27 protein-coding genes and 1 pseudogene are annotated in these 24,542 nt (G+C 54.2%); 11 read left to right on the top strand and 17 right to left on the bottom strand.

Going from position 1 to position 24,542, the window contains the following annotated elements; all coding sequences use genetic code 11:
• Nucleotides 1–48: 48 nt before the first annotated feature.
• Nucleotides 49–1,980 (top strand): bifunctional 2',3'-cyclic-nucleotide 2'-phosphodiesterase/3'-nucleotidase, encoded by a 1,932-nt coding sequence (locus JT31_RS09700; protein WP_038476121.1) that lies wholly within the window; start codon nt 49–51, stop codon nt 1,978–1,980.
• 5 nt (nt 1,981–1,985) lie between these two features.
• Here JT31_RS09700 and JT31_RS09705 read toward each other — a convergent pair whose 3' ends face one another.
• Nucleotides 1,986–2,381: a winged helix-turn-helix transcriptional regulator gene (locus tag JT31_RS09705; RefSeq protein ID WP_038476124.1), complete on the bottom strand. Its 396-nt coding sequence runs from the start codon at nt 2,379–2,381 to the stop codon at nt 1,986–1,988.
• Nucleotides 2,382–2,473: 92 nt separating this feature from the next.
• Here JT31_RS09705 and JT31_RS09710 point away from each other — a divergent pair, with 92 nt between their 5' ends.
• The 3 genes from JT31_RS09710 (at nt 2,474) to JT31_RS09720 (ending at nt 5,298) form a co-directional block, all read left to right on the top strand.
• On the top strand, nt 2,474–3,322 hold the full coding sequence (locus JT31_RS09710) for an SDR family oxidoreductase (protein ID WP_038476127.1): 849 nt from the start codon (nt 2,474–2,476) through the stop codon (nt 3,320–3,322).
• Between the two features lie 108 nt (nt 3,323–3,430).
• The gene (locus JT31_RS09715) at nt 3,431–4,252 is read left to right on the top strand and encodes an AraC family transcriptional regulator (protein WP_038476130.1); all 822 of its coding nucleotides are present in this window, start codon (nt 3,431–3,433) and stop codon (nt 4,250–4,252) included.
• A gap of 80 nt (nt 4,253–4,332) precedes the next feature.
• The gene (locus tag JT31_RS09720) at nt 4,333–5,298 is read left to right on the top strand and encodes a DMT family transporter (protein ID WP_038476133.1); all 966 of its coding nucleotides are present in this window, start codon (nt 4,333–4,335) and stop codon (nt 5,296–5,298) included.
• Between the two features lie 62 nt (nt 5,299–5,360).
• Here the strand turns inward: JT31_RS09720 and JT31_RS09725 are convergent, their stop codons facing one another.
• On the bottom strand, nt 5,361–7,016 hold the full coding sequence (locus JT31_RS09725; RefSeq protein WP_038476136.1) for a methyl-accepting chemotaxis protein: 1,656 nt from the start codon (nt 7,014–7,016) through the stop codon (nt 5,361–5,363).
• Between the two features lie 244 nt (nt 7,017–7,260).
• On the opposite strand from JT31_RS09725, the gene ytfE reads away from it, so the two are divergent.
• Complete coding sequence (gene ytfE, locus JT31_RS09730; protein ID WP_038476139.1) at nt 7,261–7,923, top strand: iron-sulfur cluster repair protein YtfE; 663 nt, start codon at nt 7,261–7,263, stop codon at nt 7,921–7,923.
• A gap of 72 nt (nt 7,924–7,995) precedes the next feature.
• On the opposite strand, the gene cycA is transcribed toward ytfE, so the two are convergent.
• Nucleotides 7,996–9,408: a D-serine/D-alanine/glycine transporter gene (gene cycA, locus JT31_RS09735; protein WP_038476142.1), complete on the bottom strand. Its 1,413-nt coding sequence runs from the start codon at nt 9,406–9,408 to the stop codon at nt 7,996–7,998.
• 277 nt (nt 9,409–9,685) lie between these two features.
• The gene (gene fklB / locus JT31_RS09740; RefSeq protein WP_038476145.1) at nt 9,686–10,306 is read right to left on the bottom strand and encodes an FKBP-type peptidyl-prolyl cis-trans isomerase; all 621 of its coding nucleotides are present in this window, start codon (nt 10,304–10,306) and stop codon (nt 9,686–9,688) included.
• Nucleotides 10,307–10,580: 274 nt separating this feature from the next.
• Between fklB and JT31_RS09745 the strand changes: the two genes are divergently transcribed.
• Nucleotides 10,581–11,177, top strand: a complete 597-nt coding sequence (locus JT31_RS09745) for an OapA family protein (RefSeq protein ID WP_038476148.1) — start codon at nt 10,581–10,583, stop codon at nt 11,175–11,177.
• Nucleotides 11,178–11,408: 231 nt separating this feature from the next.
• On the opposite strand, the gene rplI is transcribed toward JT31_RS09745, so the two are convergent.
• From rplI to rpsF, 4 genes are read right to left on the bottom strand one after another with little or no spacing between them, the layout of a single operon-like run.
• A complete protein-coding gene (gene rplI, locus JT31_RS09750) occupies nt 11,409–11,858 on the bottom strand; it encodes a 50S ribosomal protein L9 (RefSeq protein ID WP_008460412.1) in 450 nt (149 codons plus the stop codon).
• A gap of 41 nt (nt 11,859–11,899) precedes the next feature.
• Nucleotides 11,900–12,127, bottom strand: a complete 228-nt coding sequence (gene rpsR, locus JT31_RS09755) for a 30S ribosomal protein S18 (RefSeq protein ID WP_000135199.1) — start codon at nt 12,125–12,127, stop codon at nt 11,900–11,902.
• A 4-nt stretch (nt 12,128–12,131) separates the two neighbouring features.
• Nucleotides 12,132–12,446: a primosomal replication protein N gene (gene priB / locus JT31_RS09760; protein ID WP_008460409.1), complete on the bottom strand. Its 315-nt coding sequence runs from the start codon at nt 12,444–12,446 to the stop codon at nt 12,132–12,134.
• An 8-nt stretch (nt 12,447–12,454) separates the two neighbouring features.
• Nucleotides 12,455–12,850 (bottom strand): 30S ribosomal protein S6, encoded by a 396-nt coding sequence (gene rpsF, locus JT31_RS09765; protein WP_038476158.1) that lies wholly within the window; start codon nt 12,848–12,850, stop codon nt 12,455–12,457.
• A 347-nt stretch (nt 12,851–13,197) separates the two neighbouring features.
• On the opposite strand from rpsF, the gene yjfY reads away from it, so the two are divergent.
• Nucleotides 13,198–13,473: a DUF1471 family protein YjfY gene (gene yjfY, locus JT31_RS09770; protein WP_038476161.1), complete on the top strand. Its 276-nt coding sequence runs from the start codon at nt 13,198–13,200 to the stop codon at nt 13,471–13,473.
• A gap of 82 nt (nt 13,474–13,555) precedes the next feature.
• Here yjfY and JT31_RS09775 read toward each other — a convergent pair whose 3' ends face one another.
• Genes JT31_RS09775 through ulaA form a run of 6 tightly spaced genes read right to left on the bottom strand, consistent with a single transcriptional unit; the run spans nt 13,556 to nt 17,965 of the window.
• Nucleotides 13,556–14,245 (bottom strand): L-ribulose-5-phosphate 4-epimerase, encoded by a 690-nt coding sequence (locus JT31_RS09775; RefSeq protein ID WP_038476164.1) that lies wholly within the window; start codon nt 14,243–14,245, stop codon nt 13,556–13,558.
• Nucleotides 14,232–15,101, bottom strand: a complete 870-nt coding sequence (locus JT31_RS09780; protein ID WP_038476166.1) for an L-ribulose-5-phosphate 3-epimerase — start codon at nt 15,099–15,101, stop codon at nt 14,232–14,234. The genes JT31_RS09775 and JT31_RS09780 overlap by 14 nt, the downstream gene beginning before the upstream one ends.
• Nucleotides 15,102–15,110: 9 nt before the next feature.
• The gene (locus JT31_RS09785) at nt 15,111–15,767 is read right to left on the bottom strand and encodes a 3-keto-L-gulonate-6-phosphate decarboxylase UlaD (protein ID WP_144244040.1); all 657 of its coding nucleotides are present in this window, start codon (nt 15,765–15,767) and stop codon (nt 15,111–15,113) included.
• Nucleotides 15,768–15,777: 10 nt separating this feature from the next.
• Nucleotides 15,778–16,242: a PTS ascorbate transporter subunit IIA gene (gene ulaC, locus JT31_RS09790; RefSeq protein WP_038476169.1), complete on the bottom strand. Its 465-nt coding sequence runs from the start codon at nt 16,240–16,242 to the stop codon at nt 15,778–15,780.
• Between the two features lie 9 nt (nt 16,243–16,251).
• Nucleotides 16,252–16,557: a PTS ascorbate transporter subunit IIB gene (gene ulaB, locus JT31_RS09795; RefSeq protein WP_038476172.1), complete on the bottom strand. Its 306-nt coding sequence runs from the start codon at nt 16,555–16,557 to the stop codon at nt 16,252–16,254.
• 13 nt (nt 16,558–16,570) lie between these two features.
• Complete coding sequence (ulaA, locus tag JT31_RS09800) at nt 16,571–17,965, bottom strand: PTS ascorbate transporter subunit IIC (RefSeq protein WP_038476175.1); 1,395 nt, start codon at nt 17,963–17,965, stop codon at nt 16,571–16,573.
• Between the two features lie 366 nt (nt 17,966–18,331).
• Here ulaA and ulaG point away from each other — a divergent pair, with 366 nt between their 5' ends.
• Together ulaG and ulaR are read left to right on the top strand one after the other, a co-directional pair.
• The gene (ulaG, locus tag JT31_RS09805; protein WP_038476178.1) at nt 18,332–19,396 is read left to right on the top strand and encodes an L-ascorbate 6-phosphate lactonase; all 1,065 of its coding nucleotides are present in this window, start codon (nt 18,332–18,334) and stop codon (nt 19,394–19,396) included.
• 99 nt (nt 19,397–19,495) lie between these two features.
• Nucleotides 19,496–20,251, top strand: a complete 756-nt coding sequence (ulaR, locus tag JT31_RS09810) for an HTH-type transcriptional regulator UlaR (RefSeq protein WP_038476181.1) — start codon at nt 19,496–19,498, stop codon at nt 20,249–20,251.
• 2 nt (nt 20,252–20,253) lie between these two features.
• On the opposite strand, the gene yjfP is transcribed toward ulaR, so the two are convergent.
• The gene (yjfP, locus tag JT31_RS09815) at nt 20,254–20,982 is read right to left on the bottom strand and encodes an esterase (RefSeq protein ID WP_038476184.1); all 729 of its coding nucleotides are present in this window, start codon (nt 20,980–20,982) and stop codon (nt 20,254–20,256) included.
• A 166-nt stretch (nt 20,983–21,148) separates the two neighbouring features.
• Here yjfP and bsmA point away from each other — a divergent pair.
• Nucleotides 21,149–21,488: pseudogene (gene bsmA / locus JT31_RS09820) on the top strand (biofilm peroxide resistance protein BsmA).
• Between the two features lie 157 nt (nt 21,489–21,645).
• Nucleotides 21,646–21,921, top strand: a complete 276-nt coding sequence (yjfN, locus tag JT31_RS09825; RefSeq protein ID WP_038476187.1) for a DUF1471 family protease activator YjfN — start codon at nt 21,646–21,648, stop codon at nt 21,919–21,921.
• A 15-nt stretch (nt 21,922–21,936) separates the two neighbouring features.
• On the opposite strand, the gene JT31_RS09830 is transcribed toward yjfN, so the two are convergent.
• Entirely contained in the window at nt 21,937–23,571 is a 1,635-nt protein-coding gene (locus JT31_RS09830) for an isovaleryl-CoA dehydrogenase (RefSeq protein ID WP_038476190.1), read from the bottom strand.
• A 108-nt stretch (nt 23,572–23,679) separates the two neighbouring features.
• Nucleotides 23,680–24,411 carry a 23S rRNA (guanosine(2251)-2'-O)-methyltransferase RlmB gene (rlmB, locus tag JT31_RS09835; protein WP_038476193.1) on the bottom strand — a complete coding sequence of 244 codons (732 nt, stop codon included), beginning with the start codon at nt 24,409–24,411 and terminating at the stop codon, nt 23,680–23,682.
• Nucleotides 24,412–24,542 lie beyond the last annotated feature (131 nt).

Below are 24,542 nucleotides of genomic sequence, written 5' to 3' on the forward strand. Positions count from 1 at the left end.
GTATATACATTGCCCTTTGTGGCGTACCTCTAAAAAGGACATTTAAACATGATTAAGTTTAGCGCAACGCTTCTGGCGACGCTGATAGCCGCCAGCGTCAATGCGGCAACCGTTGACCTGCGGATCATGGAAACGACCGATCTGCACAGCAACATGATGGACTTCGATTACTACAAAGATACGCCTACTGAGAAGTTCGGTCTGGTACGCACAGCAAGTTTAATCAACGCCGCCCGCGGCGAAGTCACCAACAGCGTACTGGTGGATAACGGCGACATTATTCAGGGCAGTCCGCTGGGCGATTACGCGGCGGCAAAAGGCCTTAAGGCCGGGGAAATCCACCCGGTCTATAAAGCGCTGAATACGCTCGACTATACCGTCGGCAACCTTGGCAATCACGAATTCAATTACGGCCTCGACTTCCTGCATAAAGCCCTCGCAGGTGCGAAGTTCCCGTACGTTAACGCCAATATCATCGACGTGAAAACCCAGAAGCCGATGTTCACGCCGTACCTGATTAAAGAAACCGAAGTCAAAGACAAAGACGGTAAAACCCAAACGCTGCGCATCGGCTACATCGGCTTCGTGCCACCGCAAATCATGACCTGGGATAAAGCGAACCTGACCGGCAAAGTAACGGTGAACGACATCACCGAAACCGCCAGGAAATACGTGCCAGAAATGCGCAAACAGGGCGCGGATGTGGTGGTGGTGATTGCCCACTCGGGGCTTTCCAGCGAACCTTATCAGGCGATGGCCGAAAACTCGGTTTACTACCTCAGCCAGGTGCCGGGCGTGGACGCCATCATGTTCGGCCATGCTCATGCCGTGTTCCCAGGGAAAGACTTTGCCAATATTAAAGGGGCCGATATCGAAAAAGGCACCCTGAACGGTATTCCTGCCGTGATGCCGGGCATGTGGGGCGATCATCTCGGCGTGGTAGATCTGGTGCTGAACAACGACTCCGGCAGCTGGAAAGTCACCGGCAGCAAGGCCGAAGCACGGCCGATTTATGACAGCGTAGCTAAAAAGTCGCTGGCCGCAGAAGACGAGAAGCTGGTGAAAGTGCTGGAACACGATCACAACGCAACTCGTGAATTTGTCAGCAAGCCGGTCGGCAAGTCAGCGGACAACATGTACAGCTATCTGGCGCTGGTGCAGGACGATCCTACCGTTCAGGTGGTGAATAATGCGCAGAAAGCCTACGTCGAGAAATACATTCAGGGCGATCCGGATCTTGCCAACCTGCCGGTACTCTCCGCCGCAGCACCGTTCAAAGTGGGCGGACGTAAAAACGATCCGGCCAGCTTCGTTGAAGTAGAAAAAGGCCAGCTGACCTTCCGCAATGCCGCCGATCTCTACCTTTACCCAAACACGCTGGTGGTGGTGAAAGCGACCGGCAAAGAAGTAAAAGAGTGGCTGGAATGTTCCGCCGGGCAGTACAACCAGATCGACGTGAACAGCGCTAAGCCTCAGGAACTGATCAACTGGGACGGCTTCCGTACCTATAACTTCGACGTCATCGACGGCGTGAACTACCAGATTGACGTTAGCCAGCCGGCCCGCTACGACGGCGAATGCCAAATAGTGAACCCGAAGGCAGAGCGCATCAAAGATCTGACCTTCAAGGGCAAACCTATCGATCCGAACGCGGTCTTCCTGGTGGCGACCAATAACTACCGCGCCTACGGCGGCAAGTTTGCCGGCACCGGCGATAGCCACATCGCTTTTGCTTCACCGGATGAAAACCGCTCGGTACTGGCTAACTGGATCGGCGCTCAGGGCGAAATTCACCCTGCCGCAGACAACAACTGGCGTCTGGCGCCGATAGCCAGCAAGCAGCCGCTGGATATCCGCTTTGAAACCTCGCCAACCGACAAAGCAGCCGCGTTTATCAAAGAAAAAGGGCAATACCCAATGAAAAAAGTCGCTAACGACGACATTGGTTTTGCCATCTACCAGCTTGATTTAAGCAAGTAAGTCTCTCAGGCGTCCCGTTTTTCGCGGGACGCCATCACCTGCGGCAAATTCTCTTCTATCCAGTCGGCCAGCGCGGCCACTTTATCGGCAATTTCATGCCCCATCGGCGTCAGCGTGTACTCCACGTGCGGCGGCACAACCGGGTAAGATTTGCGATCTACAAAACCGTCCGCTTCCAGCCATTGCAGCGTCTGCGCCAGCATCTTCTCGCTCACGCCGCCCATCTTGCGCCTTAAATCGCTGAACCGATGAGTGCCGTCCTGTAATGCCACTAGAATTAAAACACCCCAGCGGCTGGTCACGTGCTTCAGCACGTCCCGCGACGGGCATTTATCGCTAAACAGGTTGCCGTTGCGCATTTGCTCACCCAGCGTCATGGGCGCTTCGCTGATTTCACTCATTTAACACTTACCTTTTTGTACGTACTTACTAAAAGTTAGTTAGGGTGTTAGTGTGGCACAACTTGTTCGAAACATCACCCAGGAGATTGATCATGATTGCGATTACCGGCGCATCCGGCCAGCTAGGCCGCCTTGTGATTGAAGATTTACTGAAAACGGTGAAAGCCGAAGAGATTGTGGCCGTGGTGCGTAACCCGGCCAAAGTAGAAGATTTTGCCCGCCGAGGCGTGCAGGTTCGTGCGGCGGATTACGGCGACGTGTCAGCCCTGGCGAAGGCTTTCTCCGGCGTGGAAAAAGTGCTGCTGATCTCCTCCAGCGAGGTAGGTCAACGAGCCGTTCAGCACAGCAATATTATTGCCGCAGCAAAACAAGCGGGCGTTAAGCTCATCGCCTACACTAGCCTGCTGCATGCCGACAAATCGCCGCTGGCCCTTGCCGAAGAACACATCGTCACCGAGCAACAGCTCAAAGAATCCGGCGTAGCGTTCGTGCTGCTGCGTAACGGCTGGTATACCGAAAACTATCTGGCCAGCGTACCGCCGGCTATTCAGCATGGCGTGTTTATCGGCAGTGCCGGGGAAGGCAAAATCGCCTCAGCTACGCGTGCTGATTACGCGGCAGCAGCAGCTAAAGTCCTGACGCTGGATAACCAGGCGGGCAAAGTTTACGAGTTGGCGGGTGACCACGGCTGGACGCTAACGGAACTGACGGCGGAAGTAAGCCTGCAAAGCGGCAAACCTGTGGTTTATAAGAACCTGGACGAAGCGGATTTCAAAGCCGCACTTCAGGGCGCTGGCCTGCCGGAAGGTTTCGCGGCGCTGCTGGCAAACTCCGATGCAGGCGCGGAAAAAGGCGGTCTGTTTGACGACGGCCACCAGCTCAGCAAGCTGATTGGCCGCCCAACGACCTCGCTCAGCGACAGCGTCAAAAGTGCCCTGTAGTTGTTAAAAACTGGTTGTTAAAATCTGGTTGTTAAAAACTGGTTAATAACTAGCCCTGCACGCGGACATCTCTATAATAACGGGAGAGTCCGCGTGGAGAGACAGAGCGTGCAGGGAGTTCCCGAGCAGTTTAGCGATGAGAGAGACAGCGCCCAGTTCCGGCATTTGCCACAGCTGCCGGGCGTTGAGCTTTATCACGCCCATATTGCGAAGTACGCCTTTGAACCTCACACCCATGAAGCCTTCGGCATCGGGGCCATCACCTGGGGAGCAGAACGCTTCCGCTATCGTGGCGAGCAGCTGGTTGCTCCCACGGATTCGCTGGTGCTGATGAACCCGGACGAGCTGCATACCGGCGAAGCCGCCAGCGAAGACGGCTGGCAGTACCGCATGATTTATCTTGAGCCCGATCTGCTGGAGTCGCTAACCGGGGAGAGAAGCTGGTGGTTTAACGCCGCCGTGAATCACGATCCGACCCGCGCCCGCCAGGTTTCGCAGTTTATCGCTGGCCTGTGGCAGGCCGAAGACACGCTGACCCAGCAGGGGCTACTGCTCAACCTCGTCGAAGCTTTTCGGCCCTATGCGCGTCATCTGCCCGGACTCCATGAGGCGACCAACCGCTTCGCCCTGGTGCGCGAGTATCTCTACGATAACTACATGCACACCATCACCCTTGAAGATTTAGCGGCGCTGATGTCCCTTAGCCCTTACCATTTTCAGCGACAGTTCAAAGCCTGCTATCACGTCACCCCGCATCAAATGCTGATGGCTATCCGCCTGTGGCACGCCAAGCAGTTTCTTACCGACGGCATGCCTGCCGCTCAGGTTGCCGCCGCCAGCGGCCTGACGGACCAGGCGCACCTGACGCGGGCGTTTGCCCAGCGCTACGGCATTACCCCCGTGCGTTACCAAAAGCAGGTCACCCGCTAACAAGACAGCAACCTGGTACAATACGCCGTCGCGCTGCGCCCCTACACTGCGGCTAAATTGTGTTGTTGCAGGAAATGAAGATGTTAAGTGGTGTGTTGTACGCCCTGCTGGCGGGGCTGATGTGGGGATTAATTTTCGTTGGGCCGATTATTGTCCCGGACTACCCGGCGGCCCTGCAGTCGACCGGCCGTTATTTAGCCCTTGGGCTGATTGCTATTCCCATCGCCTGGCTTGGGCGCAAACGCCTGCGCGAGCTGAGCCGCCAGGACTGGTTTACCGCCCTGAAGCTCTCAAGCGTGGGGAATCTGATTTATTACGTCTGCCTGGCGAGCGCCATTCAACGTACCGGGGCGCCTATCGCGACGATGATCATCGGCACGCTGCCGGTCGTTATCCCTGTTTTTGCTAACCTGCTGTACAGCAAAAGGGATGGGAAGCTGCCGTGGCGGCGTCTTGCCCCGGCGCTGGTGGTGATTGCCGCTGGTTTGATCATGGTGAATACCGCCGAACTTCGCGGCGAGCAGGCCGATTTCAGCTGGTGGCGCTACGTGAGCGGTATTCTGCTGGCGTTTGTTTCGGTGGCCTGCTGGGCCTGGTATGCCCTGCGCAATGCCCGCTGGCTGCGAGAGAACCCGGACAAAAACCCGATGATGTGGGCCACGGTTCAGGGGCTTTCCACGCTGCCGTTTTCGCTTATCGGCTATATCGCCGTGTGCATCTGGATGGGCAGCCACGAGACGGACTTTACCCTGCCCTTCGGCCCGCGCCCTGAAGTGTTTATTACTTTGATGCTGGCGATTGCCATTCTCTGTTCGTGGCTGGGCAATCTGTGCTGGAACATCGCCTGCCAGCGCCTGCCGACGGTGATTGTCGGCCCGCTGATCGTCTTTGAGACCTTAGCCGGCCTGGCTTACACCTTTATGATTCGCCAAAGCTGGCCGCCGCTGTTAACGCTTTGCGGAGTGTTATGCCTGACGATTGGCGTGGTGCTGGCGGTGCGATCCAAACCAGAAAAAACGACGGTGGTTCAGGTTTCCGGGACATAAAAAAGCCGGGGTTTAGCCCGGCCTGAGAGAAAGAGATCCCGGCTTAGCGTAGCCGGGATTTTTTAGAAGGTTTCCCAGTTCGCATCCGAAACCGGCATCGCCTGTTTTGTTTTCAGCTGCGGCGTTTTGGCCTGAGCAACTTTCACCTGCGCCGGAGAGCGACGGTTAATTTTAAACACCGCCACCGCTTCGTTAAGACGAGAAGCCTGCTCCTCAAGCGCAGATGCTGCGGCCGCGGACTCTTCTACCAGCGAGGCATTCTGCTGGGTCACGCGGTCCATCTCCGCCACAGCCTGCCCGACCTGATCGATACCCCGGCTTTGTTCGTCAGACGCAGAAGCAATTTCGCCCATAATATCGGTGACACGAGTAACGGCGCTGACGATTTCCGCCATCGTTTTACCGGCTTCATTGACCAGATCGGAACCCGCATTTACGCGCTCGCCGGAATCGTCAATCAGGGCTTTAATCTCTTTCGCCGCCTGCGCGCTGCGCTGGGCAAGCGTACGCACCTCACCGGCAACCACGGCAAAACCACGCCCCTGCTCGCCCGCTCTTGCGGCTTCTACCGCGGCGTTAAGGGCCAGAATGTTGGTCTGGAAAGCAATACCGTCGATCACGCTGGTAATTTGGGCAATTTTGCTGGAACTGGTGGCAATTTCATCCATCGTCCGCACCACGCCTTCCACTACGTTACCGCCTTTCTTCGCGGTCGTGGAGGCATCCAGCGCAAGGCGTGACGCCTGGCGGGCGTTATCGGCATTTTGCTTCACCGTGGCCGTAAGCTGTTCCATGCTGGCCGCCGTTTCTTCCAGCGAAGCCGCCTGCTGCTCGGTACGAGAAGAGAGATCGTTGCTGCCAGCGGAAATTTCACCGGCACCGGTATAAATCGTGTCGGCGCCATCGCGAACCACGCTGACCGTATTCGCCAACGAGGCCTGCATCTCTTGTACGCTGCTTGCCAGCAGCGCCATTTCGTTTTTGCCCTGGGCCTCAATCGGCTGGGTCAGGTCGCCTGCAGCAATGGCACGAATATGGTCCATCACGTCACGCAGAGGCATCAGCAGGACGCGGCGCATCGCCACCCAGCTCATCACAATCACCCCAATCACGCCGAGCATGACGACGCGGAGGATCCACAGAATCCGCTGATAGTCGGCCTGATTATCGCGAACGCCTTCGCTGGAAAGCTCCGCCTGTTCGTCACGCCATTCACGGTAGACCTTCTGCATCGCAACCTGCTTCTGTTCCGCATTTTGCTTGAACATTTGCTCCAGGTTGCCCTGCGCGAGGAAGGTGTTCATTCTGGCGAGCGTGGAAGAGTAGTTGCGATACTGCTCTTCCAGTTCATCGCTCAGGTGTGGACGTAATCCTGGGGTATCCGGCAGCGCCTGGTATTTCTCAAAATGGCTTTGCGCCTCCGCAAGCAGCGCGTTGGCCGTCGCGACGAGTTCCTGGAGCTGCCCGCCGTTAATCTGGTTGGCCATGCTGCCCTGAATGCGCAGCATGCCTCGGTTCAGCGTCACACGTGCCTGGTTAAGGCCTATCCAGGCGTCGGTAAATTCAGCCACGTTCTGGCTGGAAAGCTGAGAAACGGTGAAGTTGTTCTTATCGTTGTTGAGGGCATTGATGAAAACCGTGGCTGACAGTAGCTGCATAGCGCCCAGCACAATCAATACGGTAATGAGTAAGGTAATAACTTTCATTCTTTTAAACATGTGTAGCCTTTTCTTATGCAGGTATTGTCCGACGTCTAACTATCGGCAGCGTCCCCGGGTTATTTATGCTTCCCCTCCCAACAAACCACCATTTCTGGGGATTTTTTGTAATCATTCAGTATGTTAAGGAAAAAACTTTTTTTGTGATCCATGTCTCGCTATGAACGCTGCTCCGAAAGGGTTATAGTGCTCACATAAAGATGCATTTAAAATACATCTTATATTTCACTATGAGGAGCCTGCTATGGCCTATCGCGATCAACCCCTGGGCGAACTGGCGCTGACGATTCCCCGCGCCTCTGCGCTATTCCGTAAACTGGATCTGGATTTTTGCTGTGGCGGCAAGCAGACGCTGCTGCGCGCGGCAACACGTAAAGAACTCAACCTGGAAGACATTGAGGCTCAGCTCGCCGCGTTAGCCGAAGAACCGGCGGAGAAAGACTGGCGTGCAGCTCCGCTGGCAGAGATCATCGATCACATCATTGTGCGCTTCCACGACCGCCATCGCGAGCAGCTGCCGGAGCTGATTCTGCAGGCAACCAAGGTCGAGCGGGTGCACGCCGATAAGCCAAACGTACCGAAAGGGCTGGCAAAATACCTCACCATGCTGCATCAGGAATTGAGCAGCCATATGATGAAAGAAGAGCAGATCCTGTTCCCGATGATTAAACAGGGCATGGGCACTCAGGCCGGTGGGCCAATCAGCGTGATGGAAAGCGAGCATGATGATGCAGGCGAGCTGCTGGAGGTTATCAAACACACCACCAATAACGTGACGCCGCCGCCGGAAGCCTGCACGACATGGAAAGCGATGTATAACGGGATCAATGAACTGATTGAGGACCTGATGAACCACATCAGCCTGGAGAATAACGTCCTGTTCCCAAGAGCGTTAAGCGGCGAATAACTACGATTTTTCCCTCACTAAAAACCTCTCCCTTTTGGGGAGAGGTTTTTTTTAGCACGTATTCTAACGCGTCTATTTCCGGATATTTGCCTGACGTTTCTTACTGATGAAAAGCCAGCCGGCGCCCAGCACCACGAACCACAGCGGCGTCACGATAAGCGCCTGACGGGTGTCGTCTTCAAGCGTCAGCAGAACAATCACAAAGACGAAGAACGCCATACACACCCAGCACATCAGCTTGCCCAGCGGCATTTTGTAGATGGACTTCTCATGCAGGTGAGGACGCTGTTTGCGGTACACCAGGTACGAGCAAAGAATAATAGTCCAGACGAACATGAACAGAATCGCGGAAACCGTGGTGATCATGGTGAAGGCAGCAATCACGTTCGGGTTCACGTAGAGCATCACCACGCCGCCCAGCAGGCAGATACAGGAGAAGGTTAACCCTTTCGCCGGCACCGCGCGTTTGGAGAGCTTGGCGAACGCTTTAGGCGCTACGCCGTCCTGCGCCAGGCCAAACAGCATACGGCTGGTAGAGAACACGCCGCTGTTCGCGGAGGAAGCGGCAGACGTCAGCACCACAAAGTTGATGATACTCGCCGCTGCCGGCAGGCCGACCAGCACGAACAGCTCAACGAACGGGCTCTTATCCGGCACAACGGAGCTCCACGGCGTCACCGACATGATGATGATCAGCGAGAAGACGTAGAACATAATGATACGCAGCGGGATCGAGTTAATCGCGCGCGGCAGTGATTTCTCCGGGTCTTTGGTTTCAGCCGCCGTGGTCCCCACCAGCTCAATGCCGACGAAGGCAAAGACCGCTATCTGGAATCCGGCAAAGAAGCCGCTGATACCTTTAGGGAACCAGCCGCCGTCGTTCCAGAGGTTATTAAAGGAAGCCTCAACGCCGGACGGAGAATGGAAGCTGGTCAGCACCATCACCAGGCCGATGACGATCAGCGCAACGATGGCGACGATTTTGATCATCGCGAACCAGAACTCCATCTCACCGAACATCTTCACGGTGGCCAGGTTCAGGCTCAGCAAGACCAGCACGACCGCCAGAGAAGCGACCCAGTCAGAAAGCCCGGGGAACCAGAACTGGGCGTAGGCGGTTATCGCTACCACGTCCGCCATGCCGGTCACCACCCAACAGAACCAGTACGTCCAGCCGGTGAAATACCCCGCCCACGGCCCCAGTAAATCCGCGGCAAAATCGCTGAACGACTTATATTCCAGATTCGATAGCAGCAGCTCGCCCATCGCTCGCATCACGAAGAACAGCATGAAGCCGATTATCATGTAGACGAAGATGATGGACGGCCCCGCAAGGCTGATGGTTTTGCCTGACCCCATAAACAAGCCGGTGCCGATGGCACCCCCAATGGCAATAAGCTGGATATGACGGTTTGTTAAATTACGCCGCAGCGACTGCTCGGTCGGAGCCTGAGCTTCGTCCGCGACTTTGACCTGATCTACCATGTTAGTATTTTCCTGTACCTGTCTGTTTTTTCAGGCTCTACTGGCCCGTGAACTGTTTTTACGTGATGTTGTTTGCGTGATACGAGGTAAGAATCGGCGGGATAAATAATAAGCACAAGGGTAATGTTAATTTTTTGTTTTATTTGAGTGTGAAATCGCATTCACAGCGGGATATAGCTCACAAAAATACCCGTAAAACGGGTTAATGCAAGATAAAATCACGCTAGTTTATTATCAGGCAATGCAAAACCCCGCGCTCGGCGGGGTTCTGAGGACTTTACAGAATTTCCAGCAGCTCGACTTCAAAGACCAGGGTGCTGAATGGCGGGATAGAAGCACCCGCACCGCGCTCGCCGTAAGCGAGGTTGTGTGGAATAGTCAGTTCCCATTTGGAGCCTACCGGCATCAGGGTCAGCGCTTCAATCCAGCCCGCGATAACGCCGCTTACCGGGAACTCTGCCGGCTCGCCACGCTGTACGGAGCTGTCGAAGACGGTGCCGTCGATTAACTTGCCGGTGTAGTGCACGCGCACGTGATCTTTACGGGCAGGAATCGGGCCGGTGCCTTGGGTGATAACGCGGAACTGCAAGCCGGATTCGGTGCTGCTCACGCCTTCTTTCTCTGCGTTCTCCGTCAGGTATTTCTGGCCTTCTACAGCCAGCTCTTTCTGACGCTCACGACGCACTTCATCCGCACGCTCATGAACTTCACGCAGGGCGCGGTGTACAACGTCAACAGGAACGGCCGGGGCATTCCCTTCCAGCGCGTCACGGAGACCTGCGACCAGCGCTTCTGGCAGTAAACCTTGCAGGCCTGATTCACTCAGCTGCTGGCCTACCTGTAAACCAATACCGTAACTTGCTTGCGCTTCGACGCTGTCAAAAGAAGGGGTTGTCATGGATTTTCCTTTCATGATGTTTAAAAGCAAGCCCGAAGCATAACAGCGTCAATACGCAGGGTAAATGGCAACGGAGGAAAGGTGACAAATGCAAACGAAACGGGAACAATAGCTTAATCGGGCGTAAAATTGCGGTTTGCCGTCACGGAAACCAGGATTGCTTCAGGCATCAAGCAGTTAGCGTTTATACTCTACATAATTCGAGCTGTAGCCCACATACCAGCAGCTTGAAGTATGACGAGTCTATACTGGAAAAGTATTACTTCGAGGAGGGTTGCCAATGCAATTCGCTGTTAAACCATGGCTTACGCGGATTTGGCATGCACCTGATCATTTCCGCTTGATGGATCCGTTACCTCCCCTGCATCGCCGAGGCATTATCATTGGCTTTGCGCTCGTGATTCTCGGCTTCCTGCTGCCTGGCGCAGATGACGCCAGCCGTCCGGTCACGCGCGACGCGCAGCTTTCCGTGCAGTCCCAGTCGCCTATGCAGGCCGAACTCGCTCCCTCTTCAAATACCAGCAATGCACCGGCCACGCCGGTTGAGCCTCAACGCCTTGAGGAGCAAACTCAGGCTCCCGTCCCCCACGACAATAATGATATCGATCAGCAGTGGCGCTCTTATCGCGTAGCCTCCGGGCAGACAATGGCCCAGCTGTTCCGTGACCATAATTTGCCGCCGGCAGACGTTTACGCCATGGCGCAGGTGGAAGGGGATAGCAAGCCGCTGAGTAATCTGCAAACCGGGCAGATGGTGCAAATCAGGCAAAATGCCAACGGCGTGGTGACGGGCTTAACGATTGATATCGGCAACGAGCAGCAGGTGCTGTTTACCCGCCAGCCGAACGGCAGCTTTATTCGCGCGCAGTAAAAATTGAAACCTTAGAAAAGCAAAACGCCAGCACGAGGCTGGCGTTTTTAGACTGGTGACAAACAGCCGAAAAACGTGGTTTTCGGCTGTTTGGGGTAAACCAGAAGAGATACTTTATCTTCTTAATTCAACCCGCATTCAAACATTTCATCGAGATGAACTTCGCCACCAGTTCCTGAAAAGCAAAACGCCAGCACGAGGCTGGCGTTTTTACGAGCAGTGAATAATAAATTATTCAGCTACAACGTTTACAGTCAGTTTAGCGAATACTTCGCTGTGAACCTGGAAGTCCACTTCGTGCTCACCGGTGGTGCGCAGAACGCCGTTCGGCAGGCGAACTTCGCTCTTAGCAACAGCAACGCCAGCCGCAGTAACAGCGTCAGCGATGTCGCGAGTACCGATGGAACCGAACAGTTTACCTTCGTCGCCAGCTTTGGACGCGATGGTTACGGTTTCCAGTGCGTTGATTTTCTCAGCGCGAGCTGCAGCTGCAGCCAGAACGTCAGCCAGTTTAGCTTCCAGTTCTGCACGGCGTGCTTCGAAGAACTCAACGTTTTTCTTGGTAGCAGGAACAGCTTTACCCTGTGGTACCAGGAAGTTACGAGCATAACCCGCTTTAACGTTAACCTGATCACCCAGGCTACCCAGGTTTGCTACTTTATCAAGCAGAATAACTTGCATTACCTTATCCTCTCAAAGTCGTATTAATGGACCGTGACCGATTACTGATGACGATCAGTGTACGGCAGCAGAGACAGGTAGCGAGCGCGTTTGATAGCGCGAGCCAGCTGACGCTGGTATTTTGCACGGGTACCGGTGATACGGCTTGGGACAATCTTACCGCTTTCGGTGATGTAGTTTTTCAGCGTAGCGATATCTTTATAGTCGATCTCTTGAACGCCTTCCGCGGTGAAACGGCAGAACTTGCGACGACGGAAATAACGTGCCATATGGCTAGTCTCCAGAATCTATCAATTCAATCTGCTCGGCATGCAATACCACTTTGTTCAGGCCATTTTTCATCTGATGACAAGTAATGAACCCGTGAACCGTGATTTGCGTACCGACCGTTATACTGTGAGTAATGGCCTGGTTCGCGTGCCCGCTAACAATAACCGGCATTCGGCACCATGCCTGCCGGTTAAGACCGGCTTCCTCTTGCACAGAACGATGCTCAAGCACGAACTGGCAGTGTGGAATTCCTGAGGGGCTGACCTTGCGAAGGGGCGTCTTGCACACTGTGCCAGACAGCGCCAGGCGGTTGGCCATCATCAGAATTACTCTTCAGAATCCCCAGCATCTGCATCATCAGCGGTTTCGCTAGCGAAATCATCGCGACGCTCACGGCGCTCGTCTTTCGCTTTAACCATTGGAGATGCTTCGGTAACCGCGTGCTTAACGCGCATAACCATGCTGCGGATAACGGCGTCGTTGAAGCGGAAGTTAGTTTCCAGCTCATCGATCGCTTCCTGCGGAGCTTCAACGTTCAGCAGAACGTAGTGAGCTTTGTGCAGTTTGTTGATCGGGTAAGCCAGCTGACGGCGGCCCCAGTCTTCCAGACGGTGGATCGTACCTGCTGCTGCAGTGATTGCACCAGTGTAACGTTCGATCATGCCCGGAACCTGTTCGCTCTGGTCAGGATGGACCATAAAAACGATTTCGTAATGACGCATCGAATTGCTCCTTACGGATTATTCAGCCTCCTGTCAGGGTCAGCCGCGGCCCATGGAAGCAAGGAACGTGTTTGAATTGCGGCTGAAAAATTGACGCGTAATCATACTTATCCAGGCCACTAAACTCAAGGCCGCGAGCAAATAAATTCCCTTTATTTCTGCGGATGTCGCTAAGCGTGTGAATTACAAAACAAACCGGCGGATCGCCTAAATATTTTGAAAGAGACCATCAGAAATGGTCACTTTTTATTCAGCCATCAGGGATTACACTTATTGATAACAGGCCGCCACAGCCATTAACAGGAGCGACGACCACTGATTACACATCTGTTGTAGTGGAGCGCATCATGAAAAACATCGTAATTGCCCTTGCCGCAGTACTGTTTTTAAGCGCCAGCGCGTCGGCAGCCATCAAAATCGACGGGCGGCAGGCCAGAAATATGGACGACGTTCAAAGCCTTGGCGTCATTTATATCAACCACAATTTTGCGACCGTCGCTGAAGCAGAAACGGCCATCCAGCAGGATGCAGACCAGCACAACGCGACGTTTTATCACACGATAATCATGAGAGAACCCGGCAGTAACGGCAACATGCACGTCAGTGCAGATATCTACCGGTAGCTTAAGAGTACGCGTAGACACCAGAGAAGACACCACGACCTAAAAATCCATGTTTGACTTGCCCCCGCTTGCGGGGGCTTTTTTATTTGGGCTGCCCATAATATGCACCAGGCCCGTGCTTGCGATGAAAGTGCTTATTCATCAAATAGTCATCAATCACCTTTTGCTTTGGATTGATTTCCCCCGTTATCCAGGCCATACGGGCGACTTCCTCCATCACCACAGCATTATGCAAAGCCTGCCCCGCGTCCTCTCCCCAGGCGAAGGGACCATGCTGATAAACCAGAACGCCGGGCGTATGCAGAGGATTAGCCTGCCCTATGGTTTCGATAATCACCCTGCCGGTGTTGAGCTCATATTCTCCGGCCACCTCAGCGCTGGTTAGCGGACGCGTACAAGGGATATCCCCAAAAAAATAATCTGCATGGGTAGTGCCTAGTGCCGGAATCGATCTCCCCGCCTGAGCCCAGGCCGTAGCGTGGGTCGAGTGGGTATGCACCACGCCGCCAATGTCGGAATAACGCTGATAAAGGGCCAGATGTGTCGCAGTATCCGATGAGGGACGGTAACGCCCCTCAATTACCTCTCCGCTCAGGCTAACAACCACCATGTCATCCGCAGCCATCTGTTCATATGCTACGCCGCTTGGCTTTATAACAATGCAGCCACGATCTCGATCGATTGCGCTGACGTTACCCCAGGTGAAAGTGACCAGTCCGTGGAGCGGAAGCGCCATGTTCGCCTCGTATACCTGCTGCTTAAGCTGCCACATGGTTTATCTCCACCGGCAGTCCTGCATTTTTCATTCTGAGCAGTACCCAGTCTCGCGCAGCTCGCACCTCGGCGACAGGGTCTGCGGCCGTTTCACTCCACATCTCAATAAGATACGGCCCGCGGTAGCCGCTTTGCCGTAGCGTCCTGAAGCAGCGTTCAAACTCGACAATGCCTGTACCAAACGGCACATTCTTAAACACGCCTGGCAGAGTGTCTTTTACGTGCACGGCGACAATGTGCCCGCTGCCCGCCTGCAGCTCCATCTGCACGTCATTATCCCAGGCCGAGAGATTGCCAATATCAGGGTAGAGCTGGAACCACGGATTATTTAAATAGTGAGCATAGCCCAGCGCCTTACTGATGGAATTCATCAGTGGAGAATCCATGATTTCCATGGCCAGCGTTACCTGAGCGCGAGCCGCCATTTCCAACGCCTGCTGCAAACCATCAAGGAAACGCCTGCGGGTTTCATTATTTGCCTGCTGATAGTAGACGTCGTATCCCGCCAGCTGAATCACACGGATGCCGACGTCCTGTGCCAGCACGATCGCTTTGCCCATGATCTCCAGCCCCTGATTACGCACTTCATCATCTTCACTGCCCAGCGGGTAGCGGCGATGGGCACTCAGGCACATCGACGGCACGCGCACGCCCGTTTCAGCCACAGCCTCCACCAGCGCCCTACGCTGTTCACGGCTCCAGTCCAGCCTTGCCAGTCGTTCGTCTGATTCATCTACCGACATTTCGACAAAATCAAAATGCAGCTCGCCGGCCAGGGCTAAGCGTTCCCGCCAGCACTCCCCTGAGGGAAGCGCCTTTTCATAAATACCCAGTGGAACCCGCTTGTCTAACATCGTTCCTCCTTAGCCCCAGAATTGGGCAATGGTGCGCTTGAACTGACGAGCGGCTTCGACCGGGTTTTCGACATCACGGATGCTGCGCCCGGCGATAAAGACATGGACAGGAATGCCTTTAAATAACGACAAATCCTCCAGCGCCAGCCCGCCGGTTACGGTCACCTTGAAGCCCATGTCAGCAAGGCGCTTTATCGCGCTGATGTCTTCCTCACTCCACGCAATTCCGGCGGCCTGAGCGTCCCGACTGCGGTGGTAAACCACCTGCTGAATGCCAGCCTCACGCCACGCCTGGGCCTGCTCCCACGTCCAGAAGCCGGTCAGTTCAATCTGCACATCGCCGTTAAATTCGCCGGCCACTTCCAGGGCACCTTTGGCAGTGTTGATGTCGGCACAGCAAATGACCGTTACCCAGTCCGCATTTGCTTCAAAACACATGCGCGAGAGAATTTTCCCTGCATCAGCAATTTTGGCGTCCGCCAGTACGATTTTGTGCGGATAGAGCGCTTTCAGATCGCGAACGGCGCGTACGCCTTCTGCCACGCAAAGAATGGTGCCCACCTCAATAATGTCGACCTCTTCGGCTATCAGGCTCGTTGTCCGGTAGGCATCGGCCAGAGTCTGGTTATCCAGCGCCACTTGTAACATCGGTAATGAATGCGTCATTGACTAGTCCTTATGCAGCCGCCGTTGCGCGGTCGATTAAATCCAGCACCTCTTGCTCTGAGCGACAGGCGCGTAAACGATCAAAGTTTTCTTCGTCTTCAAACAGGGTCACAATCTGCATGATGCCAACCTCCTGATGAGCATGGGCATCCACCGCCGCCAGCGTAATCAGGATGTCTACCGGGTCATTGTCCTCATGATTAAATATCAGCGGTGTTTTCAAGGTCACCAGCGCAAACCCCGTTTGTTTAACGCCTTCTTCCGGGCGGCCATGAGGCATAGCCAGGCCCGGCGCGATAACAAAATAAGGACCAAACTGCGCCACGCCGTCGAGAATCGCCTGGTAGTAACGTGGCTCGACAACGCCAGCCTCTACCAGTAAATCAACGCCTATCCCTACGGCCTCCTGCCAGGTACTTGCCTCCACCTGCAGGCGTACAGAGTGGTTTTTCGCCAACGAATCACGTAGCTTCATACCCACTCCTTACGTCATGTCCTGAGAGAAATGCTCGCCAATCACCGCCATCAGCTTGGGGCCGAAGTCGTCAGCGGAAAGCATGTTGCGTACACCGACCACGTATTTATTGCCCGTCACCGTTATTTCGCTGGCAACGTGGGTCGACGCAATGATGATGTCAGCACCGCTCAATTCGCTTTTGTATTCCCCCACGGCACAGCTATTCACACTGTGGTTAACGCCTTGTTGAGTAAGAAATTGATCCACTTTCATTTTCATAATCATGGAACTGCCCTGCCCACAACCACAAACGGCGAGAATGCGTACGGTCATAATCTCAATTCCTTTAGTTAACTGAAGTTTCAGTGAGAGGTTGCATATCCTCCTCCTTGCGTAACGCACGCCCGGCGAAGAACATATAAACCAGTGCGATAGCGATAACGATGCCCATAAACCACAGGCCAAGGGTGAGCCCCTGCATCAGCGGCGGTGCAAGAATCGACCAGTCAGCCATACCCATCCACGCGCTAAGCCCGGTAAGGTGTACCGCCCAGACGCAGCCAAAGATTTCGATCATCCCCATGGCCAGGCAAATTTTGAGCGCGGCGCGCCAGCCGCCGAAATGGTTAGCGAAGACGCCTATAGTGGCGTTAGAGAAGAACATAGGAATAAAGCCCGGGATTATCATGATCGACGAGCCGCAGGCGATAAGAATCCCGACCGCGATGAGCTGGCCGACGGTGCCCCAAAGGAAGCCCCACACCACGGCATTTGGCGCAAAGCTGTAAATGGCCGCACAGTCGATGGCCAAAACGGCGCCGGGTATTAAACGCTGAGAAATACCGTTGAAAGCCTCTGAGAGTTCGGCCACAAACATGCGAACGCCCTGCACGATGATGAAAATGGCCACCGCGAACTGGAAACCGGTTTGCAATATATAGACAGACCAGTGCGTTTTTCCGGCCATAGCCTGAACGGTATCAAGGCCGAAGGAACAGAGGATTACGCCGAAGAAAAGCGTCATCACAATGGCGGTGGATACAATGTTGTCGTGGAAAATATTCAGCCAGCCGGGTAGCTTGAGATCCTCAACGCTTTCTTCTTTTTTCCCCAGCCATGGCGCAATTTTATAGGCAATCCACGAAGCAAACTGCTGCTGATGGCCAATGGAGAAACCGCTGTTTTCCGTCACCTCCTGCGTCGGCTTGAACATCATATTTGAGGTGATACCCCAATAAAGCGACACCAGCACCGCGGTACAAATAATGGTGGTCCACATCGAGTAGCCGAGGATAAAGAAAAAGACGGCAATGAGCCCCGCCTGCTGAAACATGATATGGCCCGTCAGCATGATGGTACGGATGCCGGTGATGCGGCGCAGCAGCACATAGCAGATGTTCAATGCCAGCGCGAGCAGCACCGCGTATCCCACCCAGCTGTATGCATCACCCATTTTTTCAATTGTCGCCATCATAGATGCATAAGTATCTGAAATAGCGCCGTTAATGCCGTACACCTCCGACATTTTTGCCACTACCGGCTTGAAGGTGCCGGTCAGGATGCCGGACCCCGCCTGGAGCAACATAAAGCCGATGATAGTTTTGATCGTCCCTTTGATAATCACGCTCGCACTTTTGCGAAGCAGCAGGTAACCAAGACAGGTAACGATCCCCAACAGCAACGGGGCGTTAGTCATTACCTGATCAAAAAAGAGGGTAAAGACACGATAAAGGATCTCCATAAAGCTCTCCGTAAGGTGGTCGCTTCCTGCTTGCTTAGAAACAGGCGGATTGAAAATGCACCTACACTCTATTTTTCAAAAATAATCACAACAAGATCAAATATGATTATTTGTGAGATATCCCGCAATTTATTTCCTCACCGCCTTAAAGTGGCGACTTTTATCTTTTAAACAGCAAACACAACCCTTTAAAATCATAAACATACAAAACAAAAAGCATTTTAATTCTTTATAATCAAGCTCCTTGTCTTCTTTAGAATCTCAGCCATACGATCAAAAAGTGCTTCTTCTCGATGATTAATCATGTCAATATGAATCATTAATAATCACAACATGATCACATGATGACTAGAAAGGAGATATCCGATGAGTAAAGTTGCTTCGATTACCCGCGAATCCTGGATCCTGAATACTTTTCCTGAGTGGGGCTGCTGGCTTAATGAAGAGATTGAGCAAGAGGTTGTTGCCCCGGGGACATTTGCAATGTGGTGGCTTGGCTGTACGGGAATCTGGTTAAAATCCCAGGGGGGGGCAAACATCTGCGTGGATTTTTGGTGCGGTACCGGAAAGCAGAGTCACGCTAACCCGTTAATGAAAGCAGGCCATCAGATGCAGCGCATGGCGGGCGTTAAGAAGCTCCAGCCGAATCTTCGCACGACGCCATTTGTACTCGATCCTTTCGCGATTCGCGAGATCGATGCCGTGCTAGCTACGCACGATCACAACGATCATATTGATGTAAACGTTGCCGCTGCCGTCTTGCAAAACTGTGCCACAGACGTGCCTTTTATCGGGCCACAAACCTGCGTGGATATCTGGATTAGCTGGGGGGTGCCGCGCGAACGCTGCATCGTAATGAAGCCGGGCGACGTGGTAAAAATAAAAGATACCGAAATCCATGCCCTCGATGCATTTGACCGTACCGCACTGATTACGCTGCCTGTCGGGCAGAAGGCTGCAGGCATATTGCCCGACGGCATGGATGAACGCGCGGTAAATTATCTCTTCAAAACGCCAGGGGGAACGCTCTATCACAGCGGGGACTCTCACTACTCTAACTACTACGCGAAGCACGGGAACGAGCACAAAATCGATGTAGCATTAGGTTCCTATGGCGAGAACCCGCGCGGTATTACTGACAAAATGACCAGTGCCGATATTCTTCGCATGGCCGAATCCCTTAACGCAAAAGTCGTTATCCCTTTTCATCATGATATCTGGTCCAATTTTCAGGCCGACCCACAGGAGATCCGCGTGCTGTGGGAGATGAAAAAAGATCGTTTAAAATACGGCTTTAAGCCGTTCATTTGGCAGGTAGGCGGCAAATTCACCTGGCCACAGGATAAAGATAACTTTGAATACCACTACCCACGTGGGTTTGATGACTGCTTTATCCTTGAGCCAGATTTGCCGTTTAAGTCATTCCTGTGATGCAAAGCCGGACACAGGTCCGGCTTTTTCGTTTATCCATAGGTATTTCAAACATTTTCAAATATCATCTTTCTCTATCATCTCTCATCGGAACTACGCATGACAGAAGCACAGCGCCACCAGATCTTGCTCGATCTGCTACAGCAATCCGGGTTTATTACGGTTGAACAGGCAATTGAACGTCTGGGCGTTTCTCCCGCAACCGCGAGGAGGGACATTAACAAGCTTGATGAGAGCGGCAAACTGAAGAAAGTTCGCAACGGCGCAGAGGCGATTACCCAGCAACGCCCGCGCTGGACGCCGATGAATATTCATCTGGCTCAGAATCACGATGAAAAAATACGCATCGCCAACGCCGCATCGCAGTTGGTGAATCCCGGAGAAAGCGTGGTTATTAACTGCGGATCCACAGCGTTCTTACTCGGCCAACAGATTTGCGGTAAACCGGTACAAATCATCACCAATTACTTACCGCTGGCAAATTATCTTATCGAGCAGGAGCACGACAGCGTGGTCATCATGGGCGGCCAGTACAATAAGAGCCACTCGATTACGCTCGGCCCGCAGGAGAGTGAAACGTCGCTGTACGCAGGACACTGGATGTTCACCAGCGGCAAAGGACTTACCGCTGAAGGACTCTATAAAACCGATATGCTTACCGCTATGGCGGAGCAGAAAATGCTCAGCGTAGTGGGGAAACTTGCCGTACTAGTCGATAGCAGTAAAGTGGGGCAACGGGCTGGTATGCTCTTTAGCCGTGCAGACCAGATAGACCTGGTCATTACCGGCAAGCAGGCCGACCCTGAAGTCGTAAAAAAACTTCAGGATCGTGGTGTGAAAATGATGCTGGTCTAGCGTTAGAGGTACCGGGCAAAAAACTGGCTTGTTGTTTCTAACGCCTCGGGCGTGATGCGATGCCTGACGCCCGTCTCCCATACGCAGGTCAGATTTTTATCCAGCCTGTTATCCGCCAGCGCCCGCTGCAGTTTGAACGTTTCTACGGCTGGCACAACGTCATCATCCTCTCCGTGCCACAACAACAGCGGCCTGTCGCCCAGCTGCTCAAGCTGTTTACCGACGTCGTAATCCACCAGCCCGGCAATCACCTTTTCACGCACGTCGACCGGTGGCGGAAACAGCGTTTGTGCCAGCGTCGCAAAATAACCTGAGCCCATCAGACTGGCGACGCAGCGCACTTCAGGATGACGCGCCATAACCCCCAGCGCCGTCATTCCTCCCATTGAAGCTCCGCCCACCGCAAGCCTGCCGTCGGCAACGCCATCCGTCTTTAGCAGCGCCTGATAAAGAGCCGGGAACTCATCAATACTGTTTTTTAAAATCGGCCAAAACTGCTGCAGGCGAGTATGAGCATCGCCGCTGTAGCGGGCCCCGTGGTCGAGAGCATCCGGCATAACAACGCGAAATCCCTGCTGTGCCAGCGCCACCGCAAAATAGCTGTACACCAGCTTTGAGGAGGTAAAACCGTGGTAGAAGATAACCGTAGGCAGCGGGGATTGTTTCATCCCGGTCGGTACCGCATGCAAAACTTCTACGTCGGCTAACCGCTCATTATAAATTTCGATCATCTACTCTTCTCCTACGGTGAAATATCAGGGAAAGTAACGCAGGTTAGTGATTATTGTAACGATGAGATCTAGTTATCGATTTTCATTCGAAAGTCAGCGAAAAGCGCGCCTGAGATAACAAATCGGGAACATACCCCCTTTTCAGGGCCAAACCCGGAACTACACTATGACTGTCAAGAAACGAGAAACCATCATGCTACGGCTATCTGTGCTATTTATGGCGGCGCTACTCAGCGCCTGCAGCGTACTTCAGCGTACTTCAGGGTACGCCGCAGCCCGCCCCGCCGCTGAAGAATTACCCGCAGGAAATACAGCGCCCTCAGACTGCGGAGTTAACAAAAATAGGCACAGTGACCGCCGTAGTACGCGGCTCTCCAATGGACTCAGAAGCCATTATTAAGAAGAAAGCCGCAGCAGCAAAAGCCGATTATTATCTCATCGTGATGAACGATGAAACGGTCATACCGGGCCAGTGGTACGCACAGGCTATTTTGTATCGAAAATAGCCCGCCCCGATAGCCGTTATTTATTGATATTTACACAGCTTTTCGCCGCTTGATCGTTTCTTATGCACAATGGACCTCGCCCTCAGGAAGTGAGGTCAGCTTTAAGTTAGCGAAGGACTGCCCTGTGACTTCGGGGTAAATTGATAAGGAACTGACAATGAAACGATCTCTTGCCTTAACTACACTGCTGTTATCTGTTGGCCTTATTCCGACTCTGGCGCAGTCCGCCGAGTTTGCCAGCGCGGATTGCGTGACAGGCCTGAACGAAATCGGATTAATTTCGGTGAATGATATTGCCGGCAGCCCGCAGGACGTCGAGCGCATGATCGCGCTGAAAGCTGACGAGCAGGGTGCTTCCTGGTACCGCATTATTCAGATGCAGGAAAACTCTCTGCCCGATAGCTGGCGGGCGCAGGCCATCCTCTACGCCTGATGGCCCACCTTCTTATTAAGCCACACCTCCCGTTGCCCGCAGCAGCACATCACTGATGACCTGCTCGGGCAAAAGCGATTCTCCCCTATCGTCCAGCATCATTCGGCACCAGGCTTCGGCTGCGGGTGGTGAAAGAAATTTAAGTAATTGTGCTCCACAGGCAAGATTAGCCAATTGATGGGTGATTTCTCTGCCCCGTTCTTCCTGCTGCTTACGCAAACGCTGCTGTAGCTGTCGCCAGCTGCGATCGAAGTGCCTGTTTTGCCCTCTGACCTCATCAAATTCGGCGTGCAGCATCTCCATCACCGCGGGCTGTTTGGCCAGCACGCGCAGCACATCAAGACTCATGATATTGCCCGAACCTTCCCAAATGCTGTTTACCGGCATTTCGCGATACAGTCTCGGCAGCTCGCTCTCTTCGCAGTAGCCCACTCCGCCCAGGACTTCCATCGCTTCAGCCACAAAAGGAATACCTGCTTTGCAGAGGCTGAATTTTGCTGCCGGGGTAAACAAGCGGCTGTAGGCCAGTTGCTGAGCGTCACCAGGCGACTCCCACGCTCGCGCAAGGCGGAAAAGAAATGCCGTCTGGCCTTCAAGCTGAAGCGCCATTTTCCCCAGTAGCTGGCGCATCATCGGCTGCTCGATAAGCGTCTTGCCAAAGGCCTGCCGCTGGAGGGCGTGACACAAGGCCACCGACAACGCACGCCGCATCAGGCCGTGGCTGCCGAGCGCACAGTCGAAGCGGGTAAATCCGCCCATTTTCAGGATATGGCGTACCCCCTCACCTTCCTCACCAATAAGCCAGGCGGTGGCATCGCAAAACTCGGCTTCACTGCTGGCGTTTGAACGGTTACCGAGCTTGTCTTTCAGCCGCTCAAGGCGAACGGCATTGCGCTGGCCGTCCGGCAGAAAATGCGGCAGGAAGAAGCACGACAGCCCTCCCTTAGCCTGAGCAAGGACGAGGTGCGCATCGCTTTGCGGGACGGAGAAAAACCATTTGTGCCCCACCAGCCGGTAAGCTTCACCAGAACCTCTGCCTGCCAGCGGCTCGGCGCGCGTGGTGTTACTCAGCACGTCAGAACCTCCCTGCTTCTCGGTCATCCCCATACCAATCAGCAGGCCACGCTTTTGCCCACCGGGCAGCAGATGCGCATCATAGCGATCGCTGAGCAGCGGCTTGCGCCAGGCGTCAAAGGCTTTGGGTAAATGCTGCAGCAGCAACGGCGTTGCGCCGAAGGTCATGGTGATCGGGCAAAGCGTTCCCGCCTCAACTTGAGCGTGCTGAATGAACCGGGCAGCACGAGCGACAAAAGCGCCCTGCCGCGCATCTTCCTGCCAGGCAAGATTGTGAACTCGATTTGCAAAAAGCCCCTGCATCAGCAGGTGCCAGGCGGGATGGAAGCGAACATCGTCCAGCCGTTCGCCGTTAGCGTCAAAGCGCAGTAGCTCAGGCGGATTGACGTTTGCCAGCCTGCCCAGCTCCAGAGATTCTGCAGAACCCAGTTGCTGGCCGATGCTGGCCAGAAGCTCAACGTCCCAACCTGCGCCTTCGCGGCTCACGGCTTCTCGCAGCGGAATATCTGAAAGAAAAAGATTGCTGTTGCTGAGGGGTATGGGTTGATTAAAAACGGTGTGAGTTTGCCAGCGCATCCTGTGCCCTCCATCTGTGGCAATGCCATTAAGTATGGACGGAGATGCGGGTTCTGCGCGGAGGGGGATCACAAACGGGGTGTTTCCACCCCGCAGAGATAACGCTAATTAACCGCGCTGACGCACGATTTCGAACAGGCAAACGCCGGTAGCGACGGAAACGTTCAGGGAAGAAACGGTCCCGGCCATTGGGATGCTGACCAGCTCATCACAGTGCTCGCGAGTCAGGCGGCGCATGCCTTCGCCTTCTGCACCCATCACCAGCGCCATTGGGCCGGTGAATTTGCTCTGAAACAGAGTGTGGTCCGCTTCACCGGCGGTGCCGACGATCCAGACGTTCTCTTCCTGCAGCAGGCGCATGGTGCGGGCCAGGTTGGTCACGCGGATAAGCGGAACGTTCTCCGCCGCGCCACAGGCCACTTTTTTCGCCGTCGCGTTCAGCTGTGCGGAACGATCCTTTGGCACGATAACCGCATGAACCCCGGCAGCGTCTGCGCTACGCAGGCAGGCCCCGAGATTATGTGGATCGGTTACGCCGTCTAAGATCAGCAGGAATGGACGTTCGTGCTCGGCAATCAGATCGGGCAGATCGTTTTCCTGATACTGGCGGCCCGGCTTCACGCGGGCGATGATACCCTGGTGTACCGCGCCCTCGGCCTTCTCGTCGAGCCACTGGCGGTTTGCCACCTGCACCGGGATCCCCTGCGCTTCAACAGCGTGGATCAGCGGCAGCAGGCGCTTGTCTTCGCGACCTTTCAGGATAAAGACTTCCTGAAAACGCTGCGGAGCACGTTCAAGCAGGGCCTGGACGGCGTGAATGCCGTAAATAATTTCACTCATCGATATCACTCATTGCGGACGAGGGTTCGCCCGTGTTGGTTTGTTCATGGTCTGGATTTAGCCCCTCACCCCGCCCCTCTCCCCAAAGGGGCGAGGGGGAAAACGATAAAAGAATACACTATCGTTCTGTT

Source organism: Cedecea neteri, assembly GCF_000757825.1.
In the GTDB taxonomy this organism is placed as follows: Bacteria; Pseudomonadota; Gammaproteobacteria; order Enterobacterales; family Enterobacteriaceae; genus Cedecea; species Cedecea selenatireducens.